Here is a 26972-nt window from a genome sequence, read left to right on the forward strand (position 1 = left end):
GTACGGGGGGAGGCGGCGGGGCGAGGTCGGCCAGGGCGCGCGGCAGTGCGCGGCTGAGGGCGGTGATGCCCGGCTGGATGGTGGGGTCGCTGTGCAGGGCGATGCCGATGAAGTCGCGGCCGCTGGTCACGGCGACGCTGAGCCCGTGCCCGCGGGCGAGCGGCACGATGCCGTAGAGCTCCCGCATCGGGGCGCCGGCCAGCCGCGGGGTTCTGTTCGATCCCGGGATGTTGCTCACCACGATGTCGAACAGCAGGTTGGCGCCGCGTCCGGCCAGCGGCGCGACGAGATGGTGCACCGCGGCGGGCAGCGAGTGGGCCAGCAGCGGGAACGCGCCGGCCCCGCGGTAGGGGCCGGCGGCCTTGTTGCGTTCCATGGCGACGCGGACGGCCCGCAGCCGCCGTACCGGGTCCGGTTCGGACACCGGCAGGTCGCACAGGTATCCGGACAGGTTGTTACCCGGCCCCTGCCCCGGCCCCGCGGCGTCGGGGCGCAGCGCGACCGGGATGAGCGCCCGCGGCGCGGCTCCGCCGAGCCCACGGTCGCCGGAGTCCAGCCAGTCCCGCAGCGCCCCGGCGAGCACGGCGAGGACGACCTCGTGGGTCATGACCCGGTGCCGCTGCCGGACCCGCCGGACCGCGCCCGGATCCAGCTGGACGAGGGTCAGCCGCCGCTCCGGCGGCGTTTCCGACTGTTTCCCCGGCAGGGACGGTTTTCCCACCACGGAGGACACCGCGGACAGGCGTGCCCTGCGCAGTACCGACGCCGCGATGCCCAGTTCGCGTGTGGTCCGGCGGCTGGTCTCGACCAGTTGCCCGGCGATCAGGGAGGGGCCGGCGACCAGCGTGGGGATCGCGCTGAGCCACTGGTCCGGCCGGGGCAGCAAGCGCCATGCCACGGGCGCGCCCGCCACCGGCCCGCCCGTGGCCGTCGACCCGGCCGCGGAGGACCTGGCCGTGGCTGACGGAGCCGTTGCGGTGTCGCAGGCGAGGGCGTTCCCTTCGTTGCCGAGCGCGGTGGGCTCGTCGTACATCGCGGAAAAGAGGCGGACGCCGCCCTGGCCGTCGGTGACGGCGTGATGTGTTTTGAGCAGGAACGCGAAGCGTCCGTCGGACAGTCCAGTGATCACATGTGCTTCCCACAGCGGCCGGGCCGGATTGAGCTGGGACGCCATCGCGCTGGCGGTGTATTCGGTGAGCTGGTCGCGCGTTCCGGGGGGCGGCAGACAGCAGACCCGGATGTGTGCCTCCACCTGGAACTGCGGGTCCTCGACCCATTCCGCGGCGGCGGGCGGTAGCGCCGTCGACCGGAGGCGCTGCCGGAACTGGGGGAAACCGCTCATCCGCTCGCTGAGCAGACGGACCAGTTTCTCGACACCGACGGGGTGGTCCGGCTCGAATATCATCAGCGCGCCGATGTTCATCGGGGCCGTCCGGTCGTCCAGTTTCAGAAATGCCATGTCCAGCCCGCTCAACCGCTCGCCGGCCATCCGGCCTTCCTTTCTGTATCTCGCCTGTGTTCCGTCGCTGTGCCTCGTCGACGTGGGACGCGCCGGGGCCGTGCTGCTGTGCGCGAGAGATGCCCGCCATCGTGCTGTGCGCGGGACGTGCCCCTGTGCTGTGCGCGGGACGTGCCCTTTGTGCTGTGCACAGCACGTGCTCCTGTGCTGTGCACAGCACGTGCCTTCGTGCTATGCGCGGGCTGCGCCGGCCGCGGTGCTGCTCGGGGTGTTGAGGTGTTTGACGACTTCGCGGAAGACCATGGGGTTGGCCGCCATGGCACCATGGTTGCTGATATCGACTGGGTACAGGTCCTGCAACGTGATGTTCTGCACGCCCGGCCCGTTCAGGAACGCCGAGGCATAGGGCGTGACGACATCATCGAATTTGGACGCGATGACCGTGTACTGGACGCCGGGCACGGTTTCTCCATCCCCGTTGAGTTTGGTCAGCAGCACGGAGCCGATGGTCTGGTCGGCGCAGGCCGGCGGCATGGTCGAACCGATCAGCTGCTCGGCGCCGGGGAACTGCTTGGCCAGCGTGACCAGCTCGTTCTCCGCCATGCCGTGGTTGGACGGGGAGAGCGAGATCAGCCGGTTCACCTTGCCCGCTCCACCGAGGAACTTGATGTAGTAACGCGGCATCATGCCGCCCTGTGAGTGGCCGACGATGTCGACCTGGCTGGCGCCGGTGGCGGCCAGCACCTTGTCCACGAACGCGGCGAGCTGCTGGGCCGACTTCTCGATCGAGTCCAGGCCGTGCAGGACCGGTATTCCGGGCAGGGCGCCGTAGTCCAGCCGGAACACGGTGAATCCGGCCGCGGCGAGCACGGGCGCGGTGGTGATCCAGTAGTCGCGGGCGTTGCCGAAGGTGCCGTGTACCAGCACCACGGGACGGGGATGCTCGGCGCTCGGGCGAGCCTTCCAGTCGTCGATGTTCGGCAGCTGGACGACGCCGGCCACCTGGGCGGCGACCTGGGCCGGCGCACCGAGAACACCATCCACCGTTCGTCCTATTTTCGGGAACGACATGACGTAAAACCTCCCACCATTCCGCCGGACATCACGTGCTCAGCGAAATGCTAGCCGAAGATTGGTGTCCCGGCCGGGGCCCGGTGAAACAGAACCGTTTGTCCGGCGGCATGCCGATGTTCTTCCTTCCGGATGTTCCCGGGTTGGGATCCGGCCGTTCCCGGCTGCCGTGAGTACGGGTGTTCGTCCGGAGCCGTGGTGTACGTCGGGTGGCCGCTCGTGTCCCGTTCGGCGGAAAATCACGTCATCCGGTGGAAATTTCGCCGGTGCGCGCGCCGGGCTGTTTTCCGGTCGGATCGCCGATGTATGCGGGTTGGTGGTGGAATGCGTCCGGGTGCCGGGCCGCGGCCGGTCGGGACGGGGTGCTCCGTGGCCGGCCGGGAGGCGGCTGTCCTGGCGTTCCGGCGGGTCGCGGGGCTAGGTTGCGGTCACCGGGGCGACATCGGGCGGGCCCGTCCACGCCGCTACAGCGCGTAACCATGTTAGGCGGTCACGCTGTGTCGCCACACCGTGCTGACAGGGCTGCGCGCTTTCGTGGCCGCCCGGTGCTACTGTCACGCAGTGTCACCACGGTTCGGTTGATCGGTTCCGGTCGGTTGATCGGTTCCGGTTGACGGTGAACCCGCTCCGGCGGGCCGGCGGTGACACGAGCATGTTCCTTTCGTGCCACCGTGGGCCGGAATTTCCGGATCATCAGTGGATCGCATGGCGACGGGCACACACCGCTCATCGCCGCGCGATCCGGATCATCAGGGACGCCGGCGGGCCGCCCGATGGCGCGATCAGGATTTTTTCGCGCCGTCGCAGCGGCCCGGACTCCCGGATTCCCGGGTCCCCGGAGCAGCGATAAAGATGGCGAATGATTTCATATGCCCGGTCGTCCTGGCGATTGGTGATAACTCGAACATGAAACTGATGGTGCGGGTGGACAGGCGCTCCCCTGCGGAGCGGATTCGATTGGATTATTTCTCGGATATTGATCCGACGTCGGCCGTCGACACCGGCGCGTCGGTTCGTCGAGCGACCACCGGGGGCTGACCGTGCTGGTACCGCTCAAGGATTCCTGGTCGTTGGTCCTCGGTGTGTCCAGCGGCATGGGGCGGGCCACGGCCCGCGCGCTGGCCGCGGAGGGCGGCAACGTCATCGGGATTCACCTCGACACCGCCGACGGGCAGGAAGCCGCCGGGGAACTGGCCGCGGAACTGCGGGAACGAGGTGTCGCCGCGCATTTCTTCAACCGTAATGTCGCCGCCGCAGCCACTCGTGCCGACCTGGTGCCCCGGATCGCTGAGCTGACCGGTGACGCCGGGCTGCGCGTCGTGGTCCACTCGGTCGCCTTCGGCTCGCTGCTGCCTTTCGTGCCCCCGCCCACGGCCACGGATGTGCCCACGGCCACGGTCACGGCTGTGCCCGACGCGCGGGGCGGTGGCACCATCACGGCGAGGCAGATGGCCATGACCCTCGACGTGATGGCGCACAGCCTCGTCTACTGGACGCAGGATCTGCTGGCCGCCGGGCTGCTGCGGGCCGGCGCCAAGATCTATGCGCTGACCAGCGCCGGGAGCTCCCTGGTGATTCCCAGCTACGGGGCCGTCTCGGCGGCCAAGTCGGCGCTGGAGTCGCACGTCCGGCAACTCGCCGTGGAGCTCGCGCCGCGCGGGGTGGCGGTCAACGCGCTGCGCCCCGGCACGACGATCACGCCCGCGTTCCGGAAGATCCCGGGCAGCGCGCAGTTCGACGACGCCTGCCTCGCCCGCAATCCGCACCGGCGGCTGACCCGGCCCGAGGACGTCGGTGAGGCGATCGTCGTCCTGTCCGCCAGCGATTCGTCCTGGGTGACGGGAAACGTGATCGGTGTCGACGGCGGCGAACTGATCGGGACGTGACACTCCGCCGGTCCCGCCCGGCGGGGTGGCCCGAGGACGCCGGCCGGTGACGAGACGGAGACGAACAGGCCCGCGGCACCGCGGGGAAGAACGGGCCCACGGCCCGGCGGAAACGTGATCGCGCTGCTTTCGGCCGTCCGGAACAGGCACAACGGGAAACCGGGCCAGGCGTGACGAGAAAAAGCGGAAAAAGAAGAAAAAGGATGCGATAAATGACCAGGAACCTGGAGATCGCGGTGGACCGGGAGGAGCTGCGCGCCCTCGTCGCGGACACCCTCGAACGGTCGCCGGCCGAGGTGACCGACGACGCCGACTTCGTCGGCGAGCTCGACCTCGACTCACTGATGGCGCTGGAGATAGTGGTGCGTCTGGAGAAGCGCTACCGCATCAGGGTGAAGGACGAGGAGTTCGCCAGCATCACCTCGCTGAACGGGATCTACGATCTGCTGACGGCCAAACTCGGGGGGACCTGACGTGCCCGGCGACATCCGTCCGGTCGCCGTGGTGACCGGTGGTTCCCGCGGCATCGGGCGGGCCGTGGTGCGGCAGTTGGCCGCCGACGGTTTCGACGTGGCGTTCTGTTACCACAGCCGTCCCGACGCCGCGGAGGAGGCCGTCGCCGAGGCGGCGGCCCACGGCGGACGGGTGATCGCCCGCAAACTGGACATCGCGGACGCCGGCGAAGCCCGGGCGCTGGTCTCCGCCGCCGAGGACGAGCTCGGGCCGGTAGACGCGGTGGTCGCCTCCGCCGGTGTTGTGCGGGACAACCCCCTGGTGCGGATGACCGACGACGAATGGCGGACCGTGCTCGGCACCAACCTCGACGGCACGTACAACATCTGCCGGGCGGCAATCTTCTCCTTCATGAAACGCCGTACCGGCTGTGTCGTGACGATGTCCTCGGTGGCGGGTGTGCACGGCAGCGCGAAACAGACGAACTACGCGGCGTCCAAGGCCGGTGTCATCGGCTTCACCCGCGCGCTGGCGAAGGAGTGCGGGCCGTTCGGGATACGGGCCAACGCGGTCGCGCCCGGCCTCATCGACACCGACATGATCAGCGGTCTCGGGCCGTTGCGCGAGCGGCTCGTCGAGCGTATTCCGTTGGGCCGGGTGGGGAGCCCGGACGACGTGGCCGCCCTCGTCTCCTTCCTCCTTTCCGACCGGGCCGGCTACATCACCGGCCAGGTATTCGGTGTGGACGGCGGGCTGGTCGTGTGACCGGCCCGCGTCCGAGGTTCTTTTCCGGGCCCGGGGTTCCCGGCGCGTCGGGGCCGGCCGGCGGACCCGTGCCCACTGGTGTTTTCCGAGGAGCCCGATGACGACGACCACCCGCACCGGTGAAGCATGGCTGCGGCGCTTCCACCCGGTGCCGCACGCCACCGCCCGGCTGCTCTGCCTGCCGCACGCCGGTGGCTCGGCGAGCTTCTACTTCCCGGTCTCGCGGGCGCTGTCCGCTTCTGCGCCGGCCTCGATACCGGCCTCGATACCGGTCTTGATGCCGGCATCGGCGCAGGCGCCGGTGTCCGCCTCGCGGCCGGCATCGGTCGAGGTGCTGGCGGCCCAGTATCCCGGCCGGCAGGACCGGCGCAGCGAGACCTGCGTGGAGGACGTCGGGGAGCTTGCCGACCACCTCGTCGAGGCGCTGGCGGGCTGGACCGACCGGCCGCTGGCCCTGTTCGGGCACAGCATGGGCGCCACCGTCGCCTTCGAGGTCGCCCGGCGGCTGGCGGGTGCCGGTGTGACCGTCGCGGCGCTGTTCGTCTCCGGCCGCCGCGCGCCCTCCCGGCAGCGGGCCGAGAACATCCACCGCGGCCCGGACGACCTGCTGCTGGCCGAGCTGAAAGCGCTCAGCGGAACCGGGGAGAAGGTGTTCGGCGACAGCGAACTGCTCGACCTCGTGCTGCCGGTGATCCGCAGTGACTACAAGGCGGCCGAAACATATCGCTACCAGCCCGGGCCGAAGCTGGCCTGCCCGATCGTCGCCCTGGTCGGGGACAGCGATCCGAAGGTCACGGCCGACGACGCCCGGGCCTGGGCGGACCACACCACGGCGCGGTTCGAGATGGCGGTCTTCCCCGGTGGCCACTTCTACCTGACCGAACACCGCCCGGCCGTCGTCCACACGATCCTGGACCGTCTCGCGCGGTTCTGCGGCTGACTTCTCCCGTTTCTGTCTTCTTTCGTGACCGATCCGCCCACCCGGGCTCGTCGCAGCGATTCTGTCATAATCATTTCCTGGTTGTTCGGTAGTTCAGTCGTGATGTGCCGCCATTCCATGGTGATGTTTGTTCCGGATGTTGTACCGCTTTTGTTCCCGGTCGGCCGTGACGTGGTTCCCCCGCGGTGGGCGGTCTGCTACCGGCGGCCGTCGGGCCGCCGGGCCGTCGAACCGCCGGGAAATCAGGTGGACGACGTCGGCGGCACGGCTTTTCCCTGTTTCGACCGGAGGTGGCCTTGTACCAGTCGGAGGTGGCGATGAGCGGTTCCGAAGCCGTCCCGGACGTGCCGTCGGTGCGCCCGGACCGCCGGATCGCCGTTGTCGGCATGTCCTGCCGCCTGCCCGCGGCACCCGGCCCCGACGCCTTCTGGCGGCTGCTGCGCGGCGGGACGTCCGCCATCACCGAGGCGCCGGCGGACCGTTGGGGCCCGCCCGGCCCCTTCGACGGCGAGCTGTCCCGCCCCGGCGGCTGGCAGGGCGGGTTCCTCGAGCAGGTCGACCGGTTCGACGCGGAGTTCTTCGGTATCTCCCCGCGCGAGGCCGCCACGATGGACCCCCAGCAGCGGCTGATGCTCGAACTCGGCTGGGAGGCGCTGGAGGACGCCGGGATCGTCCCCGGGACGCTGCGCGGCACCCGCGGCGGCGTGTTCGTCGCGGCGATGTGGGACGACTACGCCACCGTGCTGCGCCGGGGCGGGCCGGCGGCGGTCAGCCAGCACACCATGACCGGGCTGCACCGCAGCGTCATCGCGAACCGGCTGTCGTACAAGCTGGGTCTGCGCGGCCCGAGCCTGGTCGTCGACACGGGCCAGTCCTCCTCGCTCGTCGCGATCCACCTGGCCTGCGAGAGCCTGCTGCGGGAGGAGTGCTCCGTCGCGCTCGTCGGCGGAGTGAACCTCATGCTCGCCGCCGAGAGCACCGTGACGGTCGACCGGCTCGGCGCGCTGTCGCCCGACGGGCGCTGCCACACCTTCGACGCGCGCGCGAACGGCTTCGTCCGCGGCGAGGGCGGGGCCGTCGTCGTCCTCAAACCCCTCGCCCTGGCCCAGGCGGACGGCGATCCGATCCACTGCGTGATCCTGGGCAGCGCGGTCAACAACGACGGCGGTGGCGACACCCTGGTCACCCCGGACCAGGCCGGGCAGGAGGACGTCCTGTGGCAGGCGTGCGCCCGGGCCGGCATCGACCCGGGCGACGTGCAGTACGTCGAGATGCACGGGGCCGCGACCAGGGTCGGCGACCCGGTGGAGGCCGCCGCTCTCGGCGCAGCCCTCGCCGCCGCCAGGGCGGGCCGGTCGCCTCTGCGGGTGGGCTCGGTCAAGACCAACATCGGGCATCTCGACGGCGCGGCCGGTATCGCCGGCCTGGTGAAGACCGTCCTCTGCGTCCGCAACCGGGAATTCGTCCCGAGCCTGAACTTCCAGGCGCCGAACCCGCGGATTCCGCTGGACGCGCTGAACCTGGCCGTTGCGGTGAGCACGCAGCACTGGCCGGACGAGGGCCGCGGCCGCGTCGCCGGCGTCAGCGCGTTCGGCATGGGCGGCACCAACTGCCACGTGCTGCTCACCGAGGCGCCGGAGCCGGACCGCCGGGACGGCACCCGCGAGCACACCCGCGACGACACGCACGACGACGGGGGCGACGGCACATGTGCCGTCACGCGTGACGGCACGCGGGGGGAACGGGGGAGCGAGCCGCCGGCGGTGCCCTGGGTGCTCTCCGGCCGCGGCGCCCGGGCACTGCGGGAGCAGGCGAAGCGGCTGCGCTCCCACCTCGACGATCATCCGGAGCTCGAACCGGCCGACGTGGCCTACTCGTTGGCGACCACCCGTACCGCCTTCCGCCACCGCGGCGGACTGGTCGCCCGGGACCGGGCCGGCCTGCTGCGCGGCCTGGACGCCCTGGCCGAGGGACAGGAGTTCCCCGGCCTGGTGCGTGGGACCGCCGGCGACGCCGGCGTGCTGGCGTTCCTCTTCGCCGGCCAGGGGGTGCAGCGGCCGGGCATGGGCGGGCAGCTGCGCGGCCGCTTCCCGGTCTTCGCCGAGGCCTTCGACGAGGTGTGCGCACACCTGGACAGCCACTTCGACCGTTCGGTGCGCGACGTCGTCCTCGCCCCGGAGGGATCGCCGGACGCCGCGCTGCTCAACCGGACGGACTACACGCAGGCGGCGCTGTTCGCGCTGGAGACCGCGCTGTGCCGGCTGGTGCTGCGGTGGGGCCTACGGCCCGGCTTCCTGCTCGGCCACTCCCTCGGCGAGCTGACCGCCGCCCACGCCGCCGGCGTCCTGGACCTCGCCGACGCGTGCGCGCTGGTGGCCGCGCGCGGCCGGCTGATGCACGGGCTTCCCTCCGGCGGCGCGATGGTCGCGCTGCAGGCCACCGAGGAGGAGGTGCTGCCGCTGCTCGCCGGCCGCGAGGCGCACCTGAGCATCGCCGCGGTCAACGCGCCGACGGCGACCGTGATCTCCGGCGAGGAGCCGGCGGCCCTGGCCGTCGCCGCCCACTTCGAGGCCGCCGGACGCAAGACCACCCGGCTGCGGATCAGCCTTGCCTCGCACTCGCCGCTGGTGGACGGCATGCTGGCCGAGTTCGGCGAGGTGGCACGGGGCCTGTCGTTCGCGCCGCCGCGCATCCCGATCGTCTCGACCGTCACCGGCGAGCCGGCCTCCGCCGCGGACCTGTGCGCACCCGGATACTGGGTGCGCAACGTCCGCCAGGCGGTCCGGTTCCGTGACGGCGTCCGGCAGCTGCGGGCGCACGGCGTCACCGCGTTCCTGGAGCTCGGCCCGGACGGTGTGCTCTCGGCGCTGGCCCAGGACTGCCTGGCCACCCCGTCCGCGCACACCCCGGAGATCGCCGTGGTGCCGGCGCTGGCCAAGGACCAGCCCGAACCCGACGCGCTGCTCACCGCCGTCACCAGCCTGCACGTCCACGGGATCACGCCGGACTGGGACGAGTTGTTCGCCGACCGGGACCGCCGGCCGGTGCGGCTGCCGACGTACGCGTTCGCCCGCCGGCGCCACTGGGTGGACGTGTCCGCGCCCGGCGACGGTGGCCGCAGCCCGATCGACGGTGGCGCCGGTGACCGTCCGGTCATCACGGCCGCGACGGCCGCGACGGCCGCGCCGGCGGAGGCGGCGGAGGCCGAGGAGCTGGAGCCGGAGCCGCGGGTCGCGCTGGCCCACAGCCTGGCCGGGCGCTCCGACGCCGAGCGGGAGGAGATCCTCGCGGACCTGGTCGGCCGGCACGTCGCCGTCCTGCTCGGGCACACCTCGCCGGACGCCGTCGACGTGGACTCGGCGTTCCGGGACCTCGGCTTCGACTCGCTCACCGGCGTCCGGCTGTGCCAGCGCCTGGCCGAGGCCACCGGGGTACCGGTGCCGGCCACGGTGCTGTTCGAACATCCCACGCCACTGGCCCTGGCACGTCATCTCAACCGCGAGATCCCGGGCGGTCAGGCCGCCGTCCCGGGAGGCGCCGTGTCCGGCGTTCCGGCAGGTGCCGCCTCCGGCACCGACGAGCCGATCGCCATCGTCGCGATGGCCTGCCGCTATCCCGGCGGGGTGCGCACCCCGGAGCAGCTGTGGGAGCTCGTCGCCGGCGGCCGGGACGCCATCGGAGGCTTCCCCACCGACCGTGACTGGGACGTCGACGCCCTGTACCGGCCCGGCCGGGCCGAGCCGGGGCGCACCTACGTCGACACGGGCGGCTTCCTCGACGACGCCGCCCTGTTCGACCCCGGCTTCTTCGGCATCTCCCCGCGCGAGGCGGCGGCGATGGACCCGCAGCAGCGGCTGCTGCTGGAGACCGCCTGGGAGGCGGTCGAACGGGCCGGTATCGCGCCCGAGGCGCTGCACGGCAGCCGGACCGGGGTCTTCGTCGGCGCCATGCCCCAGGACTACGGCCCGCGCCTGCACCAGGCCCAGCAGGGCCTGCACGGCCACCTGCTGACCGGCACCACGCTCAGCATGATCTCCGGCCGGATCGCGTACGTCCTCGGCCTGCGCGGCCCGGCGATCACCGTTGACACGGCGTGCTCGTCGTCGCTGGTCGCCCTGCACATGGCCGCGGCGGCGCTGCGGCGCGGCGAGTGCACGCTGGCGCTTGCCGGCGGGGTCACGGTGATGTCCGGCCCCGGCATGTTCGTGGAGTTCAGCCAGCAGCGCGGGCTGGCCCCCGACGGCCGGTGCAAGCCGTTCTCCTCGGACGCGGACGGCACCGCCTGGTCCGAGGGCGTCGGCCTGCTGATGCTGACAACCCTCTCCGAGGCCCGTCGAGCGGGCCATCCGGTGCTGGCTCTCCTGCGGGGTTCGGCGGTCAATTCCGACGGCGCGAGCAATGGCCTGACCGCGCCGAACGGCGCGGCGCAGGAACGGGTGATCCGCGACGCCCTAGCGGACGCCCGGCTGGCCCCCGACGAGGTGGACGTAGTCGAGGCGCACGGCACCGGCACCACGCTCGGGGACCCCATCGAGGCCCGGGCCGTCCTGGCCGCCTACGGGCAGGGCCGCAGCGCGGACGAACCGCTGCTGCTGGGGTCGATGAAGTCCAACATCGGCCACGCCCAGGCGGCCGCGGGCGTGGCCGGTGTGATCAAGATGGTCATGGCGATGCGCCACGGCCTGCTGCCGGCTACCCTGCACGCCGGGACGCCGAGCCCCCACGTGGACTGGTCCGCCGGCGCGGTCACCCTGCTGGGCCAGGCGCGGCCCTGGCCGGAGCGTGACCGTCCCCGGCGGGCCGCCGTGTCGTCCTTCGGTATCAGTGGCACCAACGCACACACCATCGTCGAGCAGGCGCCGGCCGAGCGGAGCCCCGCCGGCCGGGGCCCAGCCGATCATCTTCCCGCCGGCCAGCCGCCGGCCGGTCAGGGCCTGCCCGGCGGCGTACCGGCCGCCGGCGCGTCCGGCCCCGCCCCGGCGCGTGTCTGGGTGCTGTCCGCCACCAGTGCGGACGCGCTGCGGGCGCAGGCCGAGCGGTTGCGCTCCCACGTCGAGGAACACCCCGCCCTCGACGTGACGGACGTGGCATGGTCCCTGGCCAGCGGCCGGTCCGCGTTCGAGCACCGGGCCGCGGTCGTCGGCCGGGACCGCGGCGAACTGCTCGCCGGACTGCGCGGCCTCGCCCTGGGCGGACCGCGGGCCGCGGCGGTGCTCCAGGGCACCGCCGCGGCCGCCGGCCGGGGGAAGCTGGCCATGCTGTTCACCGGCCAGGGCGCGCAGCGGCCGGGCATGGGCCGGCGGCTGCGCGAGGCCTCCCCAGTGTTCGCCCGCTCTCTGGAGGAGGTGTTCGCCGCCTTCGACGGGCACCTCGACCGCCCGCTGCGCGACGTCATGTTCGCCGAGCCCGGCACGGCCGGAGCGCGGACGCTGAACGGGACCGCGTACGCCCAGCCGGCGCTGTTCGCCCTCGAGGTGGCGCTGTTCCGCCTGACCGAGTCCTGGGGCGTGCGGCCGGACTTCCTCGTCGGGCACTCGATCGGTGAGCTCTCGGCGGCGCACGTCGCCGGGGTGCTGTCCCTGGCCGACGCGGCCACGCTGGTCACCGCCCGCGGCCGGCTGATGCAGGCCCTGCCCGCCACCGGAGCGATGGTGTCGGTGGCGGCCGGCGAGGCCGAGGTCGCCGCACTGCTGGCCGCCCGCGAGGGAGGCGAGGGAGGCGGAGGCCGCGGAGGAGGGGTCGCCGTCGCAGCCGTGAACGGCCCGGCGGCCACCGTGATCTCCGGTGACTCCCGGGCGGTGGACGAGATCGCGCGCGTCCTGCGGGAACAGGGCAGGCGGACAGCGCGCCTGCGCACCAGCCACGCCTTCCACTCCCCGCACATGGACGGCATGCTGGAGGAGTTCCGGCAGGTCGCGCGGTCCGTGACGTTCGCGCCGCCACGGATCGCGATCGTCTCCGGGCTCACCGGCGAGCCGGCCAGCCCGCGGCACCTCACCGACCCCGACTACTGGGTGCGGCACGCGCGTGAGACGGTGCGTTTCCACGACAGCGTGCGCTGGCTGGAAACGGCCGGTGTGACGAGGTTCTGCGAACTCGGGCCGGACGGCGTGCTGACCGCGATGGCGCACGACTGCCTCACCGCGGCCGCGGCCGCCACCACGGCACGGATCGCGCTGCTGCGCCGGGACAGGCCCGAGGACCAGGCCGTGGCCGGCGCGCTCGCGACGCTGTTCACCGTGGGGGTGCGGCTGGACTGGCAGGGGATCTTCGCCGGAGCCGGTGCACGCCGCGTCGACCTGCCCACCTACGCCTTCCAGCGGGAACGCTTCTGGCTGGCCCCCGCCCCGGCAACCACCTCCGTCCTGGCAGCCACCTCCGCACCGGTGGCCGTCGAGGCCGGCACCACGGTCACCGCCGCGGGCCGCGCGTCCGAGGTGCTGCTCGGCGCGCGCAGCTCACCGGCCGGGGCCGACGGCTTGCTGCTCACCGGCTGGTTGTCCGTGCCGGAGCAGCCGTGGCTGGCCGACCATACGATCATGGGGGCCGTCCTGCTGCCGGGAACGGCCTGCGCGGAACTCGCGCTGCACGCGGGACGCCGCCTCGGTGCCGGGCGTCTGGAGGAGCTCACCCTGCACCGCCCGGTGCCGCTCCCCGCGGACAGCGCGGTCCACGTCCGGGTGACCGTGGACGCGGCCGATGCCGCCGGGAGCCGTTCCGTGCGGCTGTACACGCGGCCGGACATCGCAGCGGACGGCCGCGACGCCGACGAACAGCAGTGGACGCTGCACGCCGAGGGCGTGCTCGCGCCGGAGGGGAACGCGCCGCCGCCCGGTCTCGAGGTGTGGCCTCCCGAGGGCGCCGAACAGCTCCAGGTCGACGACCTCTACCAGCGGCTGGCCGGGCGCGGCTACGACTACGGTCCCGCTTTCCGGGGACTCCGGTCGGCCTGGCGCCGGCAGGACGAGCTGTTCGCGGAGGTGGTCCTGCCCGAAGCCGCGCAGACCCGCCGAGCCGGTACCACCGGTCCTGACAGTGTCACCGGTGGCGACGGTGCCACTGGTGCCGGCGGCGACGGCGTCAACAGTGGAGACAGCGTCAACGGTGCCGGCGGAGCCAGCGGGTACGCGCTGCATCCGGCGCTGGTGGACGCCGCGTTGCACCTGGTCGTGGCTGAGGGCCCGCACGACGGCGACGGCGGGATCGTGCCGTTCTCCTTCAGCGGGTTCACCATCGGCCGGCCCCGGGACGGCTCGAACGTCACGACCGCCCGGGTACGGATCACACCGCACGGCCCGGACGCGGTGTCGGTGACGATCGCCGACGGCACCGGCGTGCCGGTTGCCTGGATCCGGCAGGTCGCGTTCCGGCGGATGGGGCCGCGGCAGCTCCAGGACGCCCGCGGCACCGGCCGTGACGCCCTGTTCCGGGTCGACTGGGTCGAGTTCGACCCGGCGAGCGGCACACGGAACGGTGGCACGCGGGCTGGTGGCACGCGGAACGGTGACATGCCGGCGGGCCGCTGGGCGGTGTTGGGACCGGCCATCGACGCGCTGGCTGCGGCGGTCGACGCCGCGGGCATCGCGCTGGACGGCTACCCGGACCTGGACGCGTTGCGTGCCGCCGTAGAGGCGGGCGCGGTGACGCCGGAGGTGGTGTTCGCACCTGTCAGGCCCGCAGCGCACGAACCCGCACAAAACTCTCCGGCTTCTCCGGCGGACGACCCTCTCCGGCCCGCTGACGTCCACCTCGCGGTGACGCGGGCGCTGGAGCTGGCGCAGTCGTGGCTGTCCGACCGGTCGCTGGCCGCGTCCAGGCTGGTGGTGCTGACCCGCGGCGCGGTCGGCGCCGGCGCGTCCGCGATCACCGATCTGGCCGGTGCCGCGGTCTGGGGGCTGCTGCGCTCGGCGCAGTCGGAGCACCCCGGCCGTTTCGTACTCGCCGACTGTGACGAAGGCGAGCCGTCCTGGCACGCGTTCGTCGCCGCGCTCGTCACCGACCGTGTCCAGCTGGCGGTGCGGGACGCCACGGTGTATGTCCCCGCGTTGGTGCGAGCGGCCCCGATCACCCCAGCTACCCCAGCTACCCCAGCAACCCCGGCAACCCCAGCCGCCCCGGCCGCCCCGGCCGCGGATGAGTGGCCCCGCCGGTTCGACGGGACCGGCACGGTGCTGCTGACCGGGGCGTTCGGTGGGCTGGGCCGGCTGGTCGCCCGGCATCTGGTCACCCGGCACGGGGTGCGCCGGCTGGTGCTGACCAGCCGGCGGGGCGCCGCGGCCGCGGGCGCCGGCGACCTGGTCGCCGAACTGACCGCGCTGGGCGCGGACGTGCGGGTCGTGGCCTGTGACGTCGCCGACCGGACCGGGGTCGCCGCGCTGCTGGCCGGTATCCCCGCCGAGCATCCGCTGCGCGCGGTGGTGCACGCCGCCGGGGTCATCGACGACGCGACCATCGAGTCGCTGACCCTCGAGCGGGTCGGTGGCGTCCTGCGCGCGAAGGTCGACGCCGCCTGGCACCTGCACGAGCTGACCCGGGACCACGACCTGTCGGCGTTCGTGCTGTTCTCCTCGATCTCCGGCCTCGTCGGGGCCGCCGGCCAGGGCAGCTACGCCGCCGCGAACGCGTTCCTGGACGCCCTGGCGCACCACCGCGCCCGGGCGGGGCTCGCCGCGACGTCCCTGGCCTGGGGGCTGTGGGACCAGCCCGCCGGCCTGGCCGGCGGCCTGCGGCCCGTCGACGTGCGGCGGATGGCCCGTGCCGGTGTCGCGGCCCTGCCCGAGCAGGCCGGCCTCGCCCTGTTCGACGACGCCCTCGTCCGTGACGACGCCCTGCTGGTCGCTTTGCGAACGAATCTAGTTGCGCTGCGTGAGCAGGCTGCCATCGGTGGGGTGCCGGAGGTGATGCGCGCCCTGCTGCCCACCGCCGGTGGGCGCCGGCCGCGCACAGGCGGCAGCCCGACCGCTGCCGGGAACGCTCCCGGCGCTGAGGGCTTCGCGGGCGCCGGAGGCCCTGCGGGCGCAGAGGGCTCCGCGGGCACCGACGGCGGTACGGACGCCGGGAACTTCGGGACGGCCGGGACCTTCGGGACGGCCGGGAGCTCCGGGAGCGTCGGGGGCACGGCCGTGGGCGGGCTGGCCGCGCTCGGCCCGGTCGAGCGGGAACGGGTGCTGCGTGAGCTGGTGCGTTCCGAGACGGCCGCCGTGCTCGGCCACGCCGGGGCGGCCGTGGTGCGCGACGACGTGGCCTTCCGGGCACTCGGGTTCGACTCGCTGACCTCGGTGGAGCTGCGCAACCGGCTGGGTACGGCAACGGGGCTGCGGCTGCCCGCCACCGTGCTGTTCGACCATCCGACACCCGCGGAGCTGGTGGAGCACCTGCTCACACAGGTGCCCGGCGGCGAGGCCGCGACCGCGTCCGCCACGGCCGCCGGTACCGCGGCCCCGGCGGCCGTGACCACGCCCGCCACCGAGGCGGAACCGATCGCGATCATCGCGATGGCCTGCCGGTATCCCGGTGGGGTCACCTCCCCGGAGGAGCTGTGGGGGCTGGTGTCCACCGGCACCGACGCGATCTCGACCTTCCCGACGAACCGCGGCTGGGACGTCGACGCGCTCTACGACCCGCGTCCCGGACGCCCGGGACGCAGCTACACCCGCGAGGGCGGCTTCCTGCACGACGCCGACGAGTTCGACCCGGAGCTGTTCGGTATCTCGCCGCGCGAGGCCGTGGCGATGGACCCGCAGCAGCGGCTGCTGCTGGAGACGAGCTGGGAGGCGTTCGAGCGGGCCGGGCTGGACCCGACCGCCCTGCGTGGCAGCGACACCGGCGTGTTCGCCGGCGTGATGTACCACGACTACGGCACGGCCGCCGCCGGTACGGCGCAGGACGGGGAGGGCTACCTGCTGACCGGCACCACGGGGAGCGTGCTGTCCGGGCGGGTGGCCTACACCTTCGGCCTGCACGGCCCGGCGGTGACGCTGGACACGGCGTGCTCGTCGTCGCTGGTGGCGCTGCACCTGGCCGCTCAGGCGCTGCGGCGGGGGGAGTGCTCGCTGGCGCTGGCCGGCGGCGTGACCGTGATGTCGACGCCGAACACCTTCGTGGAGTTCAGCCGGCAGCGCGGGCTGGCAGCGGACGGGCGTTGCAAGTCCTTCGCCGCCGCCGCCGACGGCACCGGCTGGTCCGAAGGTGTGGGCCTGCTGCTGTTGGAGCGGCTGTCGGACGCGCGCCGGAACGGGCATCCGGTGCTGGCGGTGCTCCGTGGGTCGGCGGTGAACTCCGACGGCGCGAGTAACGGGCTGACCGCGCCGAACGGGCCCGCGCAGCAGCGGGTGATCCGACGGGCGCTGGCGGATGCCCGGGTGGCGGCGGCCGAGGTGGACGTGGTGGAGGCGCACGGTACGGGGACGAAGCTGGGGGACCCGATCGAGGCGCAGGCGCTGCTGGCGACCTACGGGCGTGACCGGCCGGCGGACCGTCCGCTGTGGCTGGGGTCGATCAAGTCGAACATCGGGCACACCCAGGCCGCCGCCGGCGTCGCCGGTGTGATCAAGATGGCGCTGGCGATGCACCACGGTCTGCTGCCGGCGACCCTGCACGTGGACGAGCCCTCCTCGCAGGTCGACTGGGCCGCCGGGGCGGTGCGGCTGCTGACCGCGCCGACCCCCTGGCCGGACGTCGACCGGCCCCGGCGGGCCGTGGTGTCCTCCTTCGGGATCAGTGGCACGAACGCGCACGTCGTCCTGGAACAGGCCGCCGCGCGGCCCACGGCACCCCAGCTTCCCGCCGCTCCGGCCGGCGTGACATCGGCCACCGCGGCACCGGTCGGTGCCGACACGTCCGTCATCCTGGACTCCGTCATTCTGGACACGGTCGACAGGCCGGCACCCCCGGTGACGCTCGGCTCCGCCCCCGAGGAGAACACCCCCGAGGAGACCGCCCCCGAGGAGACCGCCGATAGGCGTCCCGCCGGGACCGTCCTGCCCTGGGTGATCTCGGGGCACACCGACGCCGCGCTGCGGGCGCAGGCCCAGCGTGTGCACGCGCACGCGGCCGCGCACGGCGAGCTGAACCGCGCCGACATCGGTTACTCGCTGGCGACGACGCGGGCCGTGCTCGCGCGGCGCGCGGTGGTGCTGGCCGATGATCATGCAGGTTTCCTGCGGGGCCTCGCCGCGGTGGCCGACGGCGGGCCGCTGCCTGACGGCGCGCTGGTGGCCGGGGCCGTCCAGGGTGCCGGGGCCGTCCAGGCTGTCGAGGTCGTCCGGGGCGCGGCCGGGCCCACCGGCGGGCCGGTGCTGGTCTTTCCCGGGCAGGGCTCGCAGTGGGCCGGTATGGCGGCGGGGCTGCTGGACTCCTCGCCGGCGTTCGCCGCCCGGATCGCCGAGTGCGCCGACGCGCTGGCCCCGCACGTCGACTGGTCCCTGCTGGACGTCCTGCGTGGCGGTGGCGGGCCGGCGGAGCTGGAGCGGGTGGACGTCGTCCAGCCGGTGCTGTTCGCCGTGATGGTGTCGCTGGCGGCGCTGTGGGCCGAGTACGGCGTCCGGCCGGCTGCCGTGGTCGGCCACTCCCAGGGTGAGATCGCGGCGGCGTACGTGGCCGGCGCGCTGTCGCTGCCGGACGCCGCCCGGGTCGTGGCGCTGCGCTCCCGGGCGCTGGCGGCCCTGACCGGCCGCGGCGGCATGCTCTCCGTGGCGCTCGCACCGCAGGAGGTGGCCCGGCGCACCCCGCACTGGGGTGAGCGGGTCTGGCTGGCCGCGGTGAACGGGCCGCGTTCGGTGGTCGTCTCCGGCGAGCCCGGGGTGCTGGCGGCCCTGGCGGCGGACTGCGCCGCCGCGGACGTCCGCACCCGCATGCTCCCGGTCGACTACGCTTCGCATTCGCCGCATGTCCGGGATGTGCGAACGGAGCTGCTCGAGGCGCTGGCCGGCATCGCCCCGCGTCCGGCCGAGATCCCCTTCTACTCCACGGTGACCGGCGGCCCGGTCGAGACGTCCTTGATGGACGCCGGGTACTGGTACCGCAACCTCCGACGGACCGTGCTGTTCGAGCCGGCGGTCCGTGCCCTGCTGCGGGACGGGCACACCACCTTCATCGAGTCCAGCCCGCATCCGGTGCTGACGATGGGCATCGAGGAGACCGCCGCGGACGCCGGCGCCGACGTGCTGGCCACCGGCTCGCTGCGGCGCGACGACGGCGGCCGGCGGCGGTTCCTCACCGCGGTGGCCGAGGCCCACGTGCGCGGCGTCCGGGTCGACTGGCGGGCCGCGTTCAACGGCGTTGAGGCGCGCCGGGTCGACCTGCCCACCTACGCCTTCCGCCGCCGGCGCTACTGGCTCGGCGATGGCCGGGCTCCCGGCGGGCACCAGGCGCCGGCCGCCGGCGCGGGGCCGGCCGAGGAGCGGTTCTGGGACGCCGTGCGACGCGCGGACCTGGCCGCGCTGACCGCCACTCTCGACGCTGACATCGACGCCGACCAGCCGTTGCGCGCGGTGCTGCCCGCGCTGTCGGCCTGGCGGCGGCGGCAGGTCGACAGCGCGGCGGTCCGCGACTGGCGGTACCGCGTCACCTGGAAGCCGCTGGTGGAAGCCCCGCTGGTGGATGTCCCGCTGGTGGATGCCCCGCTGGTGGATGCCTCGGTGGGGGAGACAGGACTGTTGGACGCTCCGGCGGTGCTGTCGGGAACGTGGCTGCTGCTGGCTCCGGCCGAGTCGCCCGACCAGGCCCTGGTGGCGGCGTGTGCCACGGCCCTGTCCGGCCGTGGCGCGCGGGTCGTGCGCGTCGAGCCCACCACGGCGGAGCTGGACCGCGGCGCGTTGGCCCGCCTGCTCCGCCGCTCGCTGCCGCCGCGGGCGGCCGATGGGGCGCTGCCGCCGCGGGCGGCGGCCGATGGGGTGCTGCCGGAGCAGGCCGTGGTTGGTGAGGTGCTGCCGGAGCAGGTGACGGCCGATGGGGTGCTGTCACTGCTCGGCCTGGACGAGCGGCCCCTGCCCGGCCTGCCCGGGGTGAGCGGGGGCCTGGCCGGCACGCTGGCCCTCGGCCAGGCCCTCGGTGATCTCGGTATCGAGGCGCCGCTGTGGTGCGTGACTTCCGGCGCGGTGTCGGTCGCGCCGTCGGATCGCCTGCGCAGCGCGGCGCAGGCCCAGGTGTGGGGGCTCGGCCGCGTCATCGGGCTGGAGCATCCCCGGCGCTGGGGCGGGCTGATCGACCTGCCCGAGGCCGTCGACACCCGGACACCGGCCCGGTTGGCCGCGCTGCTCGGCGGTACCGCCGGCCGGACCGGCGCCGGCCGTACCGCAGGCCGTACCGCAGGCCGGAGCGCTGCCGGTGGCGGAAGCGGCGCCGTCGGTGGAAACGGCGCCGGTGGCGAGGACGAGGTAGCGCTGCGGCCGGCCGGCGTGTTCGCCCGCCGGCTGGTCAGGGCGGCCGTGCCGGCGCCGGCGGACCGTCGCTGGCAGCCGAGGGACACCGTCATGGTGACCGGCGGCACCGGCGCCCTCGGCGCGCACGCCGCCCGCTGGCTGGCCCGTGCCGGTGCCGGGCACCTGGTGCTCACCAGCCGCCGCGGGGGGGACGCGCCCGGCGCGTCCGACCTGCGCGCGGAGCTGGAAGGCCTGGGCGCGCGCGTCACGATCGCAGCCTGTGACGTCGCCGACCGCGCCGCGGTCGACGCCCTCCTCCACAGCCTCGACGCCGAAGGCGCCGTGATCAGCGCGGTCGTCCACACCGCCGGCGTCAGCGACCTGACCGACCTGGCGGACCTCGGCCTCGCGGACCTCGCCGGGATTCTCGACGCCAAGGTCACCGGCGCGACGAACCTGGCCGACGCGCTCGCCGGCCGCCGGTTGGACGCCTTCGTGGTCTACTCCTCGGGCGCGGGGGTGTGGGGCGGCGGTGGCCAGGGCGCCTACGCGGCGGCGAACGCGTTCCTGGACGCCTTCGCCGAGCAGCGGCGGGCGGCCGGGCTGCCCGTGACGTCCGTAGCCTGGGGCGCCTGGGCCGAGGGCGGGATGGTCTCCGGGGACGTCGCCGAACGGCTGCGCCGGCTCGGTGTCCGGCAGATGGCTCCCGAACTGGCCCTCACCGCCCTGCGGGAGGCCGTCGAGCACGACGAGACGGCGCTGGTCGTCGCCGACATCGACTGGCCGGGCTTCCTGCCCGGCTTCCTCGCCGCCCGGCGGCGGCCGCTGTTCGCCGACCTGCCCGAGGCCGTACTGGTGACGCAGGGTGACGGCCTGCCCGGCCGGGCCGGCCAGGCCGGGCAGCCCGCGTCGGACGATTCCGCCGCGCTGCCGGCGCGGCTGGCCGACCTGACCGGCTCCGAGCGGCGGCAGGCGCTGCTGGATCTCGTGCGCGGCCACGCCGCCGACGTCCTCAAGTACGACGGAGCGCAGGCGATCCAGGCCGACCGCGCCTTCCGGGAGCTCGGGTTCGACTCGCTGGCCGCGGTCGAACTGCGCAACCGGCTGGGTGCGGCCACCGGGCTGCGGCTGCCGGCCACCCTGGCCTTCGACTTCCCGACGGCCACCGCGATCGCGCGGTACCTCATGACCGAACTGTTCGGTGAGTCCTCCGATGCCGCCCCGTCCGAAGTGGTTCCGGGGACGTCAGCCGGTGGGGATGCCGGCGCGGGCACCGGTACTGGTAGTGCCTCCGGTAGCGCGGCCGCCGTACCGGCCGCCGGCGCGCTGGTGCCCACCGCCACCGCCGACGACCCGATCGCGATCGTCGCCATGGCCTGCCGGTATCCCGGCGGGGTCGAACAGCCGGAGCAGCTGTGGCGGCTGCTGGTCGACGAGGTCGACGCCATCGGCGCCTTCCCCGACGACCGCGGCTGGCCGCTGGAGACGCTGTTCGACCCGTCCCCGGGCCGGACGGGCACGACGACCGCGCGCGAGGGCGGGTTCCTCGACGACGTGGCCGGGTTCGACGCCGGTTTCTTCGGTGTGTCCCCGCGTGAGGCGACGGTCATGGACCCGCAGCAGCGGCTGCTGCTGCAGACCGCGTGGGAGGTGCTCGAACGCGCCCGGATCGACCCGGCCTCGCTGCGCGGCACCCCCACCGGTGTGTTCGTCGGCGGCTCCGGCCAGGACTACGGGCCGCGGCTGCACGAGGCGACCGGCGGCGCCGAAGGCTACGTGCTGACCGGCAGCGCGACCGCGGTGCTCTCCGGCCGGGTCGCCTACGCGCTCGGCCTGGAGGGCTCGGCGGTGACGGTGGACACGGCGTGCTCGTCGTCGCTGGTGGCGCTGCACCTGGCCGGTCAGGCGCTGCGGCGGGGGGAGTGCTCGCTGGCGCTGGCCGGCGGCGTGACCGTCATGGTCACCCCCGGGGCGTTCGTGGAGTTCAGCCGGCAGCGCGGGCTGGCGCCGGACGGGCGCTGCAAGGCGTTCGCGGCGGGCGCGGATGGCACCGGCTGGGGTGAGGGCGTGGGCCTGCTGCTGTTGGAGCGGCTGTCGGACGCGCGGCGTAACGGGCATCCGGTGCTGGCGGTGGTGCGGGGGTCGGCGATGAACTCCGACGGCGCGAGTAACGGGCTGACGGCGCCGAACGGGCCGGCGCAGCAGCGGGTGATCCGGCGGGCGCTGGCGGATGCGCGGCTGTCCGTGGACGAGGTGGACGCGGTGGAGGCGCACGGGACCGGAACGCGGCTGGGGGATCCGATCGAGGCGCAGGCGCTGCTGGCGACCTACGGGCGGAGCCGGCCGGCGGACCGTCCGCTGTGGCTGGGGTCGATCAAGTCGAACATCGGGCACACCCAGTCCGCCGCCGGTGTTGCCGGTGTGATCAAGATGGTGCTGGCGATGCGGCACGGCCTGCTGCCGAAGACGCTGCACGCGCAGCAGCCGACCGAGCAGGTCGACTGGTCCGCCGGCGCGGTGTCGCTGCTGGCCGAGGCCAGGCCGTGGCCGCGCACCGGACGGCCGCGCCGCGCCGGCGTGTCCGCGTTCGGGATCAGCGGCACGAACGTCCACGTCATCCTGGAACAGGTGCCGGACGCCGACCCGGCCGCCGCCGGGCGGACTCCGCCGTCCGACCGGCTCCTGCCGGCCGGCGCGGCCGGCGGCCCGGCCCCGTCCGAGCGGACCTCACCGTTCGACGGGGATCCGCTGCCCTACGTGGTCTCGGCCCGCGGCCAGGCGGCGTTGCGGGGCCAGGCACGGCGGCTGCGCGCGCACCTCGACGGCCACGCCGGTGACTCGCTTACGGACCTCGCGTACTCGCTGGCGACGACGCGGGCCGCGCTGCCGCACCGGGCGGTGGTCCTGGCCGCCGACCGCGACCAGCTTCTGCGCGGGCTGGACACGCTGGCCGATGACCTTCCCGGGCCGAACATCGTCCGCGGGGTGGCTCGGGAGGGCCGCAGCGCCTTCCTCTTCCCCGGCCAGGGCTCCCAGCGGCCACGTATGGGACAGCAGCTGTATGGGCGCTTCCCGGTGTTCGCCCAGGCGCTGGACGAGGTGTGCGACCAGCTCGACGTCCACCTGGACCGTCCGCTGCGGGAGATCCTCTTCGCCGGCGACGGCTCCCCGGAGGCGGACCTGCTGCACCAGACGCTGTTCGCGCAGACCGGCCTGTTCGCGCTCGAGGTGGCCCTGAACCGGCTGCTCGGCACCTGGGGACTGCGCCCGGACTACCTGCTCGGCCACTCCGTCGGCGAACTGGCCGCGGCGCACGCGGCCGGCGTGTTCTCCCTGGCGGACGCCGCCGCCCTGGTGGCCGCCCGCGGCCGGCTGATGCAGGACCTCCCGCCCGGCGGCCTGATGATCGCGGTGCAGGCGTCCGAGCAGGAGATGCTGCCCGTGCTGGCCGGCCGGGAAGAGCAGGTAAGCCTCGCCGCGGTCAACGGACCGCAGGCCGTGGTGATCTCCGGCGCCGAGGAGGCGGTACTCGACATCGCCGACCACTGGCAGCGCAACGGACGCAAGGCACGCGGGCTGAAGGTCAGCCACGCCTTCCACTCGCCGCACATGGACGCCATGCTCGCCGGGTTCCGCACGGTGGCGGCCGCGGTGACCTACGCGCCGCCGCGGATCCCGGTCGTGTCGACCCTGACCGGCGCGGTCATTCCCGCCGACGAGCTCTGCTCGGCGGACTACTGGGTCCGGCAGGTTCGCCACAGCGTCCGGTTCCTCGACGGGGTGCGCACGCTGCTGGCCAACCGGGTGACCACGTTCCTGGAACTCGGCCCCGCCGGAGTGCTCACCGCCATGGGCCGGGACTGCCTCGCCGACGACGGCGCGCCGTCCGCGGCCGCGGACGACCCGGCAGCGTCGTTCGTCGCCGTGCTGCGCGCCGACCGGGCCGAGGTGCCCGCGCTGACCAGCGCTCTGGCCCACGTCCACGCCGGCGGGTCCGGTGGGTCCGGCGGGTCCGGCGTGGGCTGGGCGGCGTTCTTCGCCGACCGGGACGTGCGCCCGGTCGAGCTGCCGACCTACGCCTTCCAGCCGACGCGGTACTGGCTGGAGGCGCCCGCCGGCACGTCGGACGCGGCGGCGGTCGGCCTCCAGCAGGTCGGGCACCCGCTGCTGGGCGCCGGGGTGGAGCTGCCGGACGGCGCCGGGTTCCTGTTCACCGGGCGGCTGTCCGCCCACAGCCCCGCCTGGCTGTCCGAACACGCCGTGCTGGGCGGGGCGCTGCTGCCCGGCACCGCGTACGTGGAGATGGCGGCGGTGGCCGCCGAGCGGCTCGGCTGCGCGGGGATCGCGGAACTGGCCCTGCACGTCCCGCTGCCTCTGCCCGTGCGGGGCGGCGTCGTGCTGCGGCTGACCGTCGGCGCCGCCGACACCACGGGCCGGCGACCGATGGCCCTGTACTCCCGGGCACAGGACGCCGCGCCCGAGGCCGCCTGGACCCGCCATGCCACCGGGCTCCTGCAGGAGCGGGAGCAGCCGTCCGCCGACGAGCCCGGTGTCCAGCCGCCGGCGGACGCCGGCTGGCCGCCGGCGGACGCCGTGCCGGTGGACGTCGAGGACCTCTACCACCGGCTCGCCGAGCGCGGCTTCGACTACGGGCCCGCCTTCCGTGGGCTGCGGGCCGCCTGGCGGCAGGGCGACGACGTCCTGGCCGAGGTCCACCTGCCGCCGCCCGCCGACGCGGACGCCGGCCGGTTCGGCCTGCACCCGGCGTTGCTGGACGCGGCCCTGCACGCGATCGCCCTGCTGGACTCCGGCGGACCGGCGCCGGACGGCCTGCCGTTCGCCTTCGGCGACGTCCACCTGCATGCCCGTGGCGCGTCCGCGCTGCGGGTGCGGCTGGCCCGGGCCGGCGAGGGGATCTCCCTGGCGGCCACGGACCTCGCCGCACGCCCGGTCGTCTCCGTCGGGTCGCTGGTCCTGCGCCCGATGTCGGCCGAGCAGATCGGCGGTGTCACCCCCGCCCCGCTGTACGCGCTGCGGTGGGAGCGCCTGCGGGCCGCCGTCCCCGCCGGCCCGAGCGGACACTGGGCGCTGCTCGGGGACGTCCCCGAGCAGCTGTCCGCCGCCCTCGCCCGCCGCGGCGCTACCGTCACGTGCCACCCGGATCCGCAGGCGCTGCGAGAGGCCGTCGCCTCGGGGGCGCCGGTCCCCGAGGCCGTGCTCACCGTCCTCCCGTCCGGCACCGGCTCCGGTGCGCTGCTGGCGGCACGGGCCCGCGCCGCCACCGGTGACGTCGCGCGGTCGTTGCGTTCCCTGCTCGCCGACGACCGTCTCCGGTCGGCCCGGCTGGTCCTGCTCACCAGCGGGGCGGCCGCGGTGCGCGAGGACGCCGAGCTGACCGATCCGGTGGCCGCGGCCGTGGGGGGGCTGGTGCGCTCGGCGCAGTCGGAGCACCCGGGCCGGTGTGTCCTGGTCGACGTCGACGGGCACGACGCCTCGTGGGCCGCGCTGACCGACGCGGCAGGCAGCGGCGAGCCGCAGACGGCGGTGCGCGCGGGCGCGGCGCACGTCCCCCGGCTGGCCCACGCACGCCTGACATCCTCGGGCGACAGCACGCCGCTGGGCCCCGAGGGCACCGTGCTGATCACAGGCGGGACCACCGGGCTGGGGGCGCTGCTGGCCCGGCATCTGGTGACCAGGCACAAGGCGCGCCACCTGGTGCTGGCCAGCCGGCGGGGGGCGCAGGCCCCGGGCGCGGCGGAGCTGCGCGCCGAGCTCACCGGCCTCGGCGCCCACGTCGAGCTGGCCGCCTGCGACGTGGCCGACCGCGACGCGCTCGCCCGGCTGCTCACGGCCATCCCGGCCGCACATCCGCTGACCGCGGTCGTGCACGCCGCCGGGATCGTGCGCGACGGCGTCATCGCCTCGCTGACGCCGGAGAGCATCGAGCAGGTGATGCTGCCCAAGGTGGACGGTGCCGTGCACCTGCACGAGCTCACCGCCACCACGGACCTGGCCGCGTTCGTGCTGTTCTCCTCGATGTCGGGCGTTCTCGGCGGTGCCGGGCAGGGCAACTACGCGGCGGCCAACGCCTTCCTCGACGCGCTGGCCGCCCAGCGCCGCGCAGCGGGGCTGCCGGCGGTCTCGATCGCCTGGGGCCCGTGGGCACACACCGACGGGATGGCCAGCCGGCTGCGCGCGGCCGACCACCGCCGGCTGCGCGCAGCCGGGCTGGTCGCGCTGGCACCAGGGGAGGGCCTGGCCGCTTTCGACGCGGCGCTCACGGCCGGCCGTGCCGTGGTGGCACCGGTCCGGCTCGACGTCGCCGCGCTGCGCGCGGACAGCGCGCCGCCGCTGCTGAGCGGGCTGCTGCCCGCGCGGCGTCCCGGGCCGCGCCCGGACGAGGACACGCCGCGGTCGCTGCGCCGGCGGCTGGCCGCCCTGCCCGGCCCCGAACAGCACCGGCTGCTGCTGGACCTGCTGCGCGTGCACACCGCCGCCGTGCTCGGGCACGGCAGCACCGACGGCGTCGACACGACGGTCGGCTTCCTGGAGGCCGGGTTCGACTCGCTGACCGCCGTCGAGCTGCGCAACCAGCTCACCACGGCCACCGGCCTGCGGCTGCCGACGACGCTGCTGTTCGACCATCCCACTCCGGCGCTGCTGGCCGAGCACCTGCGCGCCCGCATACTCGACGACGGCACGGGCGGCGCGGCCGACCAGGGCGGTACTGCCGGTGACCCGGGTGGTGCCGGGGCGTCGGCGGCGTCCCCGCCCGTGCTCGCCGCGCTCTCCCGGCTGGAGCCGGCGCTGGCGACGGTGGCGACGGACAGCACCGTCCGCACCGCCGTGATCACACGTCTCAGGGACGTGCTGGCGGCATGGACGGCCGCCGACGAGCCGGGCCCGGACGGCGTCGACGTGGCGGACAGGCTTCGCGCGGCCACCGCCGAGGAGGTGTTCGACTTCATCGACAACCAGATCCAGATCTAGCAGATCCAGATCCAGATCCAGCACACCGGTCAGGTAACGCGGAATCC

Annotated in this window: 8 protein-coding genes; 6 read left to right on the forward strand and 2 right to left on the reverse strand. The window is 74.4% G+C overall.

Going from position 1 to position 26972, the window contains the following annotated elements; genetic code table 11:
* The coding region (locus tag AC5LUJ_RS08155; RefSeq protein ID WP_493464730.1) for a wax ester/triacylglycerol synthase family O-acyltransferase at positions 1-1489 on the reverse strand (1489 nt) is incomplete at its 3' end.
* A gap of 201 nt (positions 1490-1690) precedes the next feature.
* Positions 1691-2503, reverse strand: coding sequence for an esterase/lipase family protein (locus AC5LUJ_RS08160; protein WP_445548337.1), 813 nt, complete (start codon positions 2501-2503; stop codon positions 1691-1693).
* Positions 2504-3226: 723 nt separating this feature from the next.
* Between AC5LUJ_RS08160 and AC5LUJ_RS08165 the strand changes: the two genes are divergently transcribed.
* From AC5LUJ_RS08165 to AC5LUJ_RS08190, 6 genes are all read left to right on the forward strand, one after another.
* The gene (locus AC5LUJ_RS08165; RefSeq protein ID WP_250284274.1) at positions 3227-3568 is read left to right on the forward strand and encodes a hypothetical protein; all 342 of its coding nucleotides are present in this window, start codon (positions 3227-3229) and stop codon (positions 3566-3568) included.
* A gap of 2 nt (positions 3569-3570) precedes the next feature.
* Positions 3571-4416, forward strand: a complete 846-nt coding sequence (locus tag AC5LUJ_RS08170) for an SDR family oxidoreductase (protein ID WP_250290935.1) — start codon at positions 3571-3573, stop codon at positions 4414-4416.
* A gap of 212 nt (positions 4417-4628) precedes the next feature.
* On the forward strand, positions 4629-4889 hold the full coding sequence (locus tag AC5LUJ_RS08175; RefSeq protein ID WP_250284269.1) for an acyl carrier protein: 261 nt from the start codon (positions 4629-4631) through the stop codon (positions 4887-4889).
* Between the two features lies 1 nt (position 4890).
* On the forward strand, positions 4891-5634 hold the full coding sequence (gene fabG / locus AC5LUJ_RS08180) for a 3-oxoacyl-ACP reductase FabG (protein ID WP_250284268.1): 744 nt from the start codon (positions 4891-4893) through the stop codon (positions 5632-5634).
* 97 nt (positions 5635-5731) lie between these two features.
* Positions 5732-6574, forward strand: coding sequence for a thioesterase II family protein (locus tag AC5LUJ_RS08185; RefSeq protein WP_250284266.1), 843 nt, complete (start codon positions 5732-5734; stop codon positions 6572-6574).
* Positions 6575-6891: 317 nt separating this feature from the next.
* On the forward strand, positions 6892-26925 hold the full coding sequence (locus tag AC5LUJ_RS08190) for an SDR family NAD(P)-dependent oxidoreductase (RefSeq protein ID WP_493464731.1): 20034 nt from the start codon (positions 6892-6894) through the stop codon (positions 26923-26925).
* Positions 26926-26972: the final 47 nt, after the last annotated feature.

The sequence above is a fragment of the Protofrankia sp. CiP1_Cm_nod3 genome, assembly GCF_982290655.1.

Bases quoted from the DNA above. Each gene is read 5' to 3' on its own strand.
- AC5LUJ_RS08175 (WP_250284269.1), top strand. From the start codon at position 4,629: ATGACCAGGAACCTGGAGATCGCGGTGGACCGGGAGGAGCTGCGCGCC.
- AC5LUJ_RS08185 (WP_250284266.1), top strand. From the start codon at position 5,732: ATGACGACGACCACCCGCACCGGTGAAGCATGGCTGCGGCGCTTCCAC.
- AC5LUJ_RS08190 (WP_493464731.1), top strand. From the start codon at position 6,892: ATGAGCGGTTCCGAAGCCGTCCCGGACGTGCCGTCGGTGCGCCCGGAC.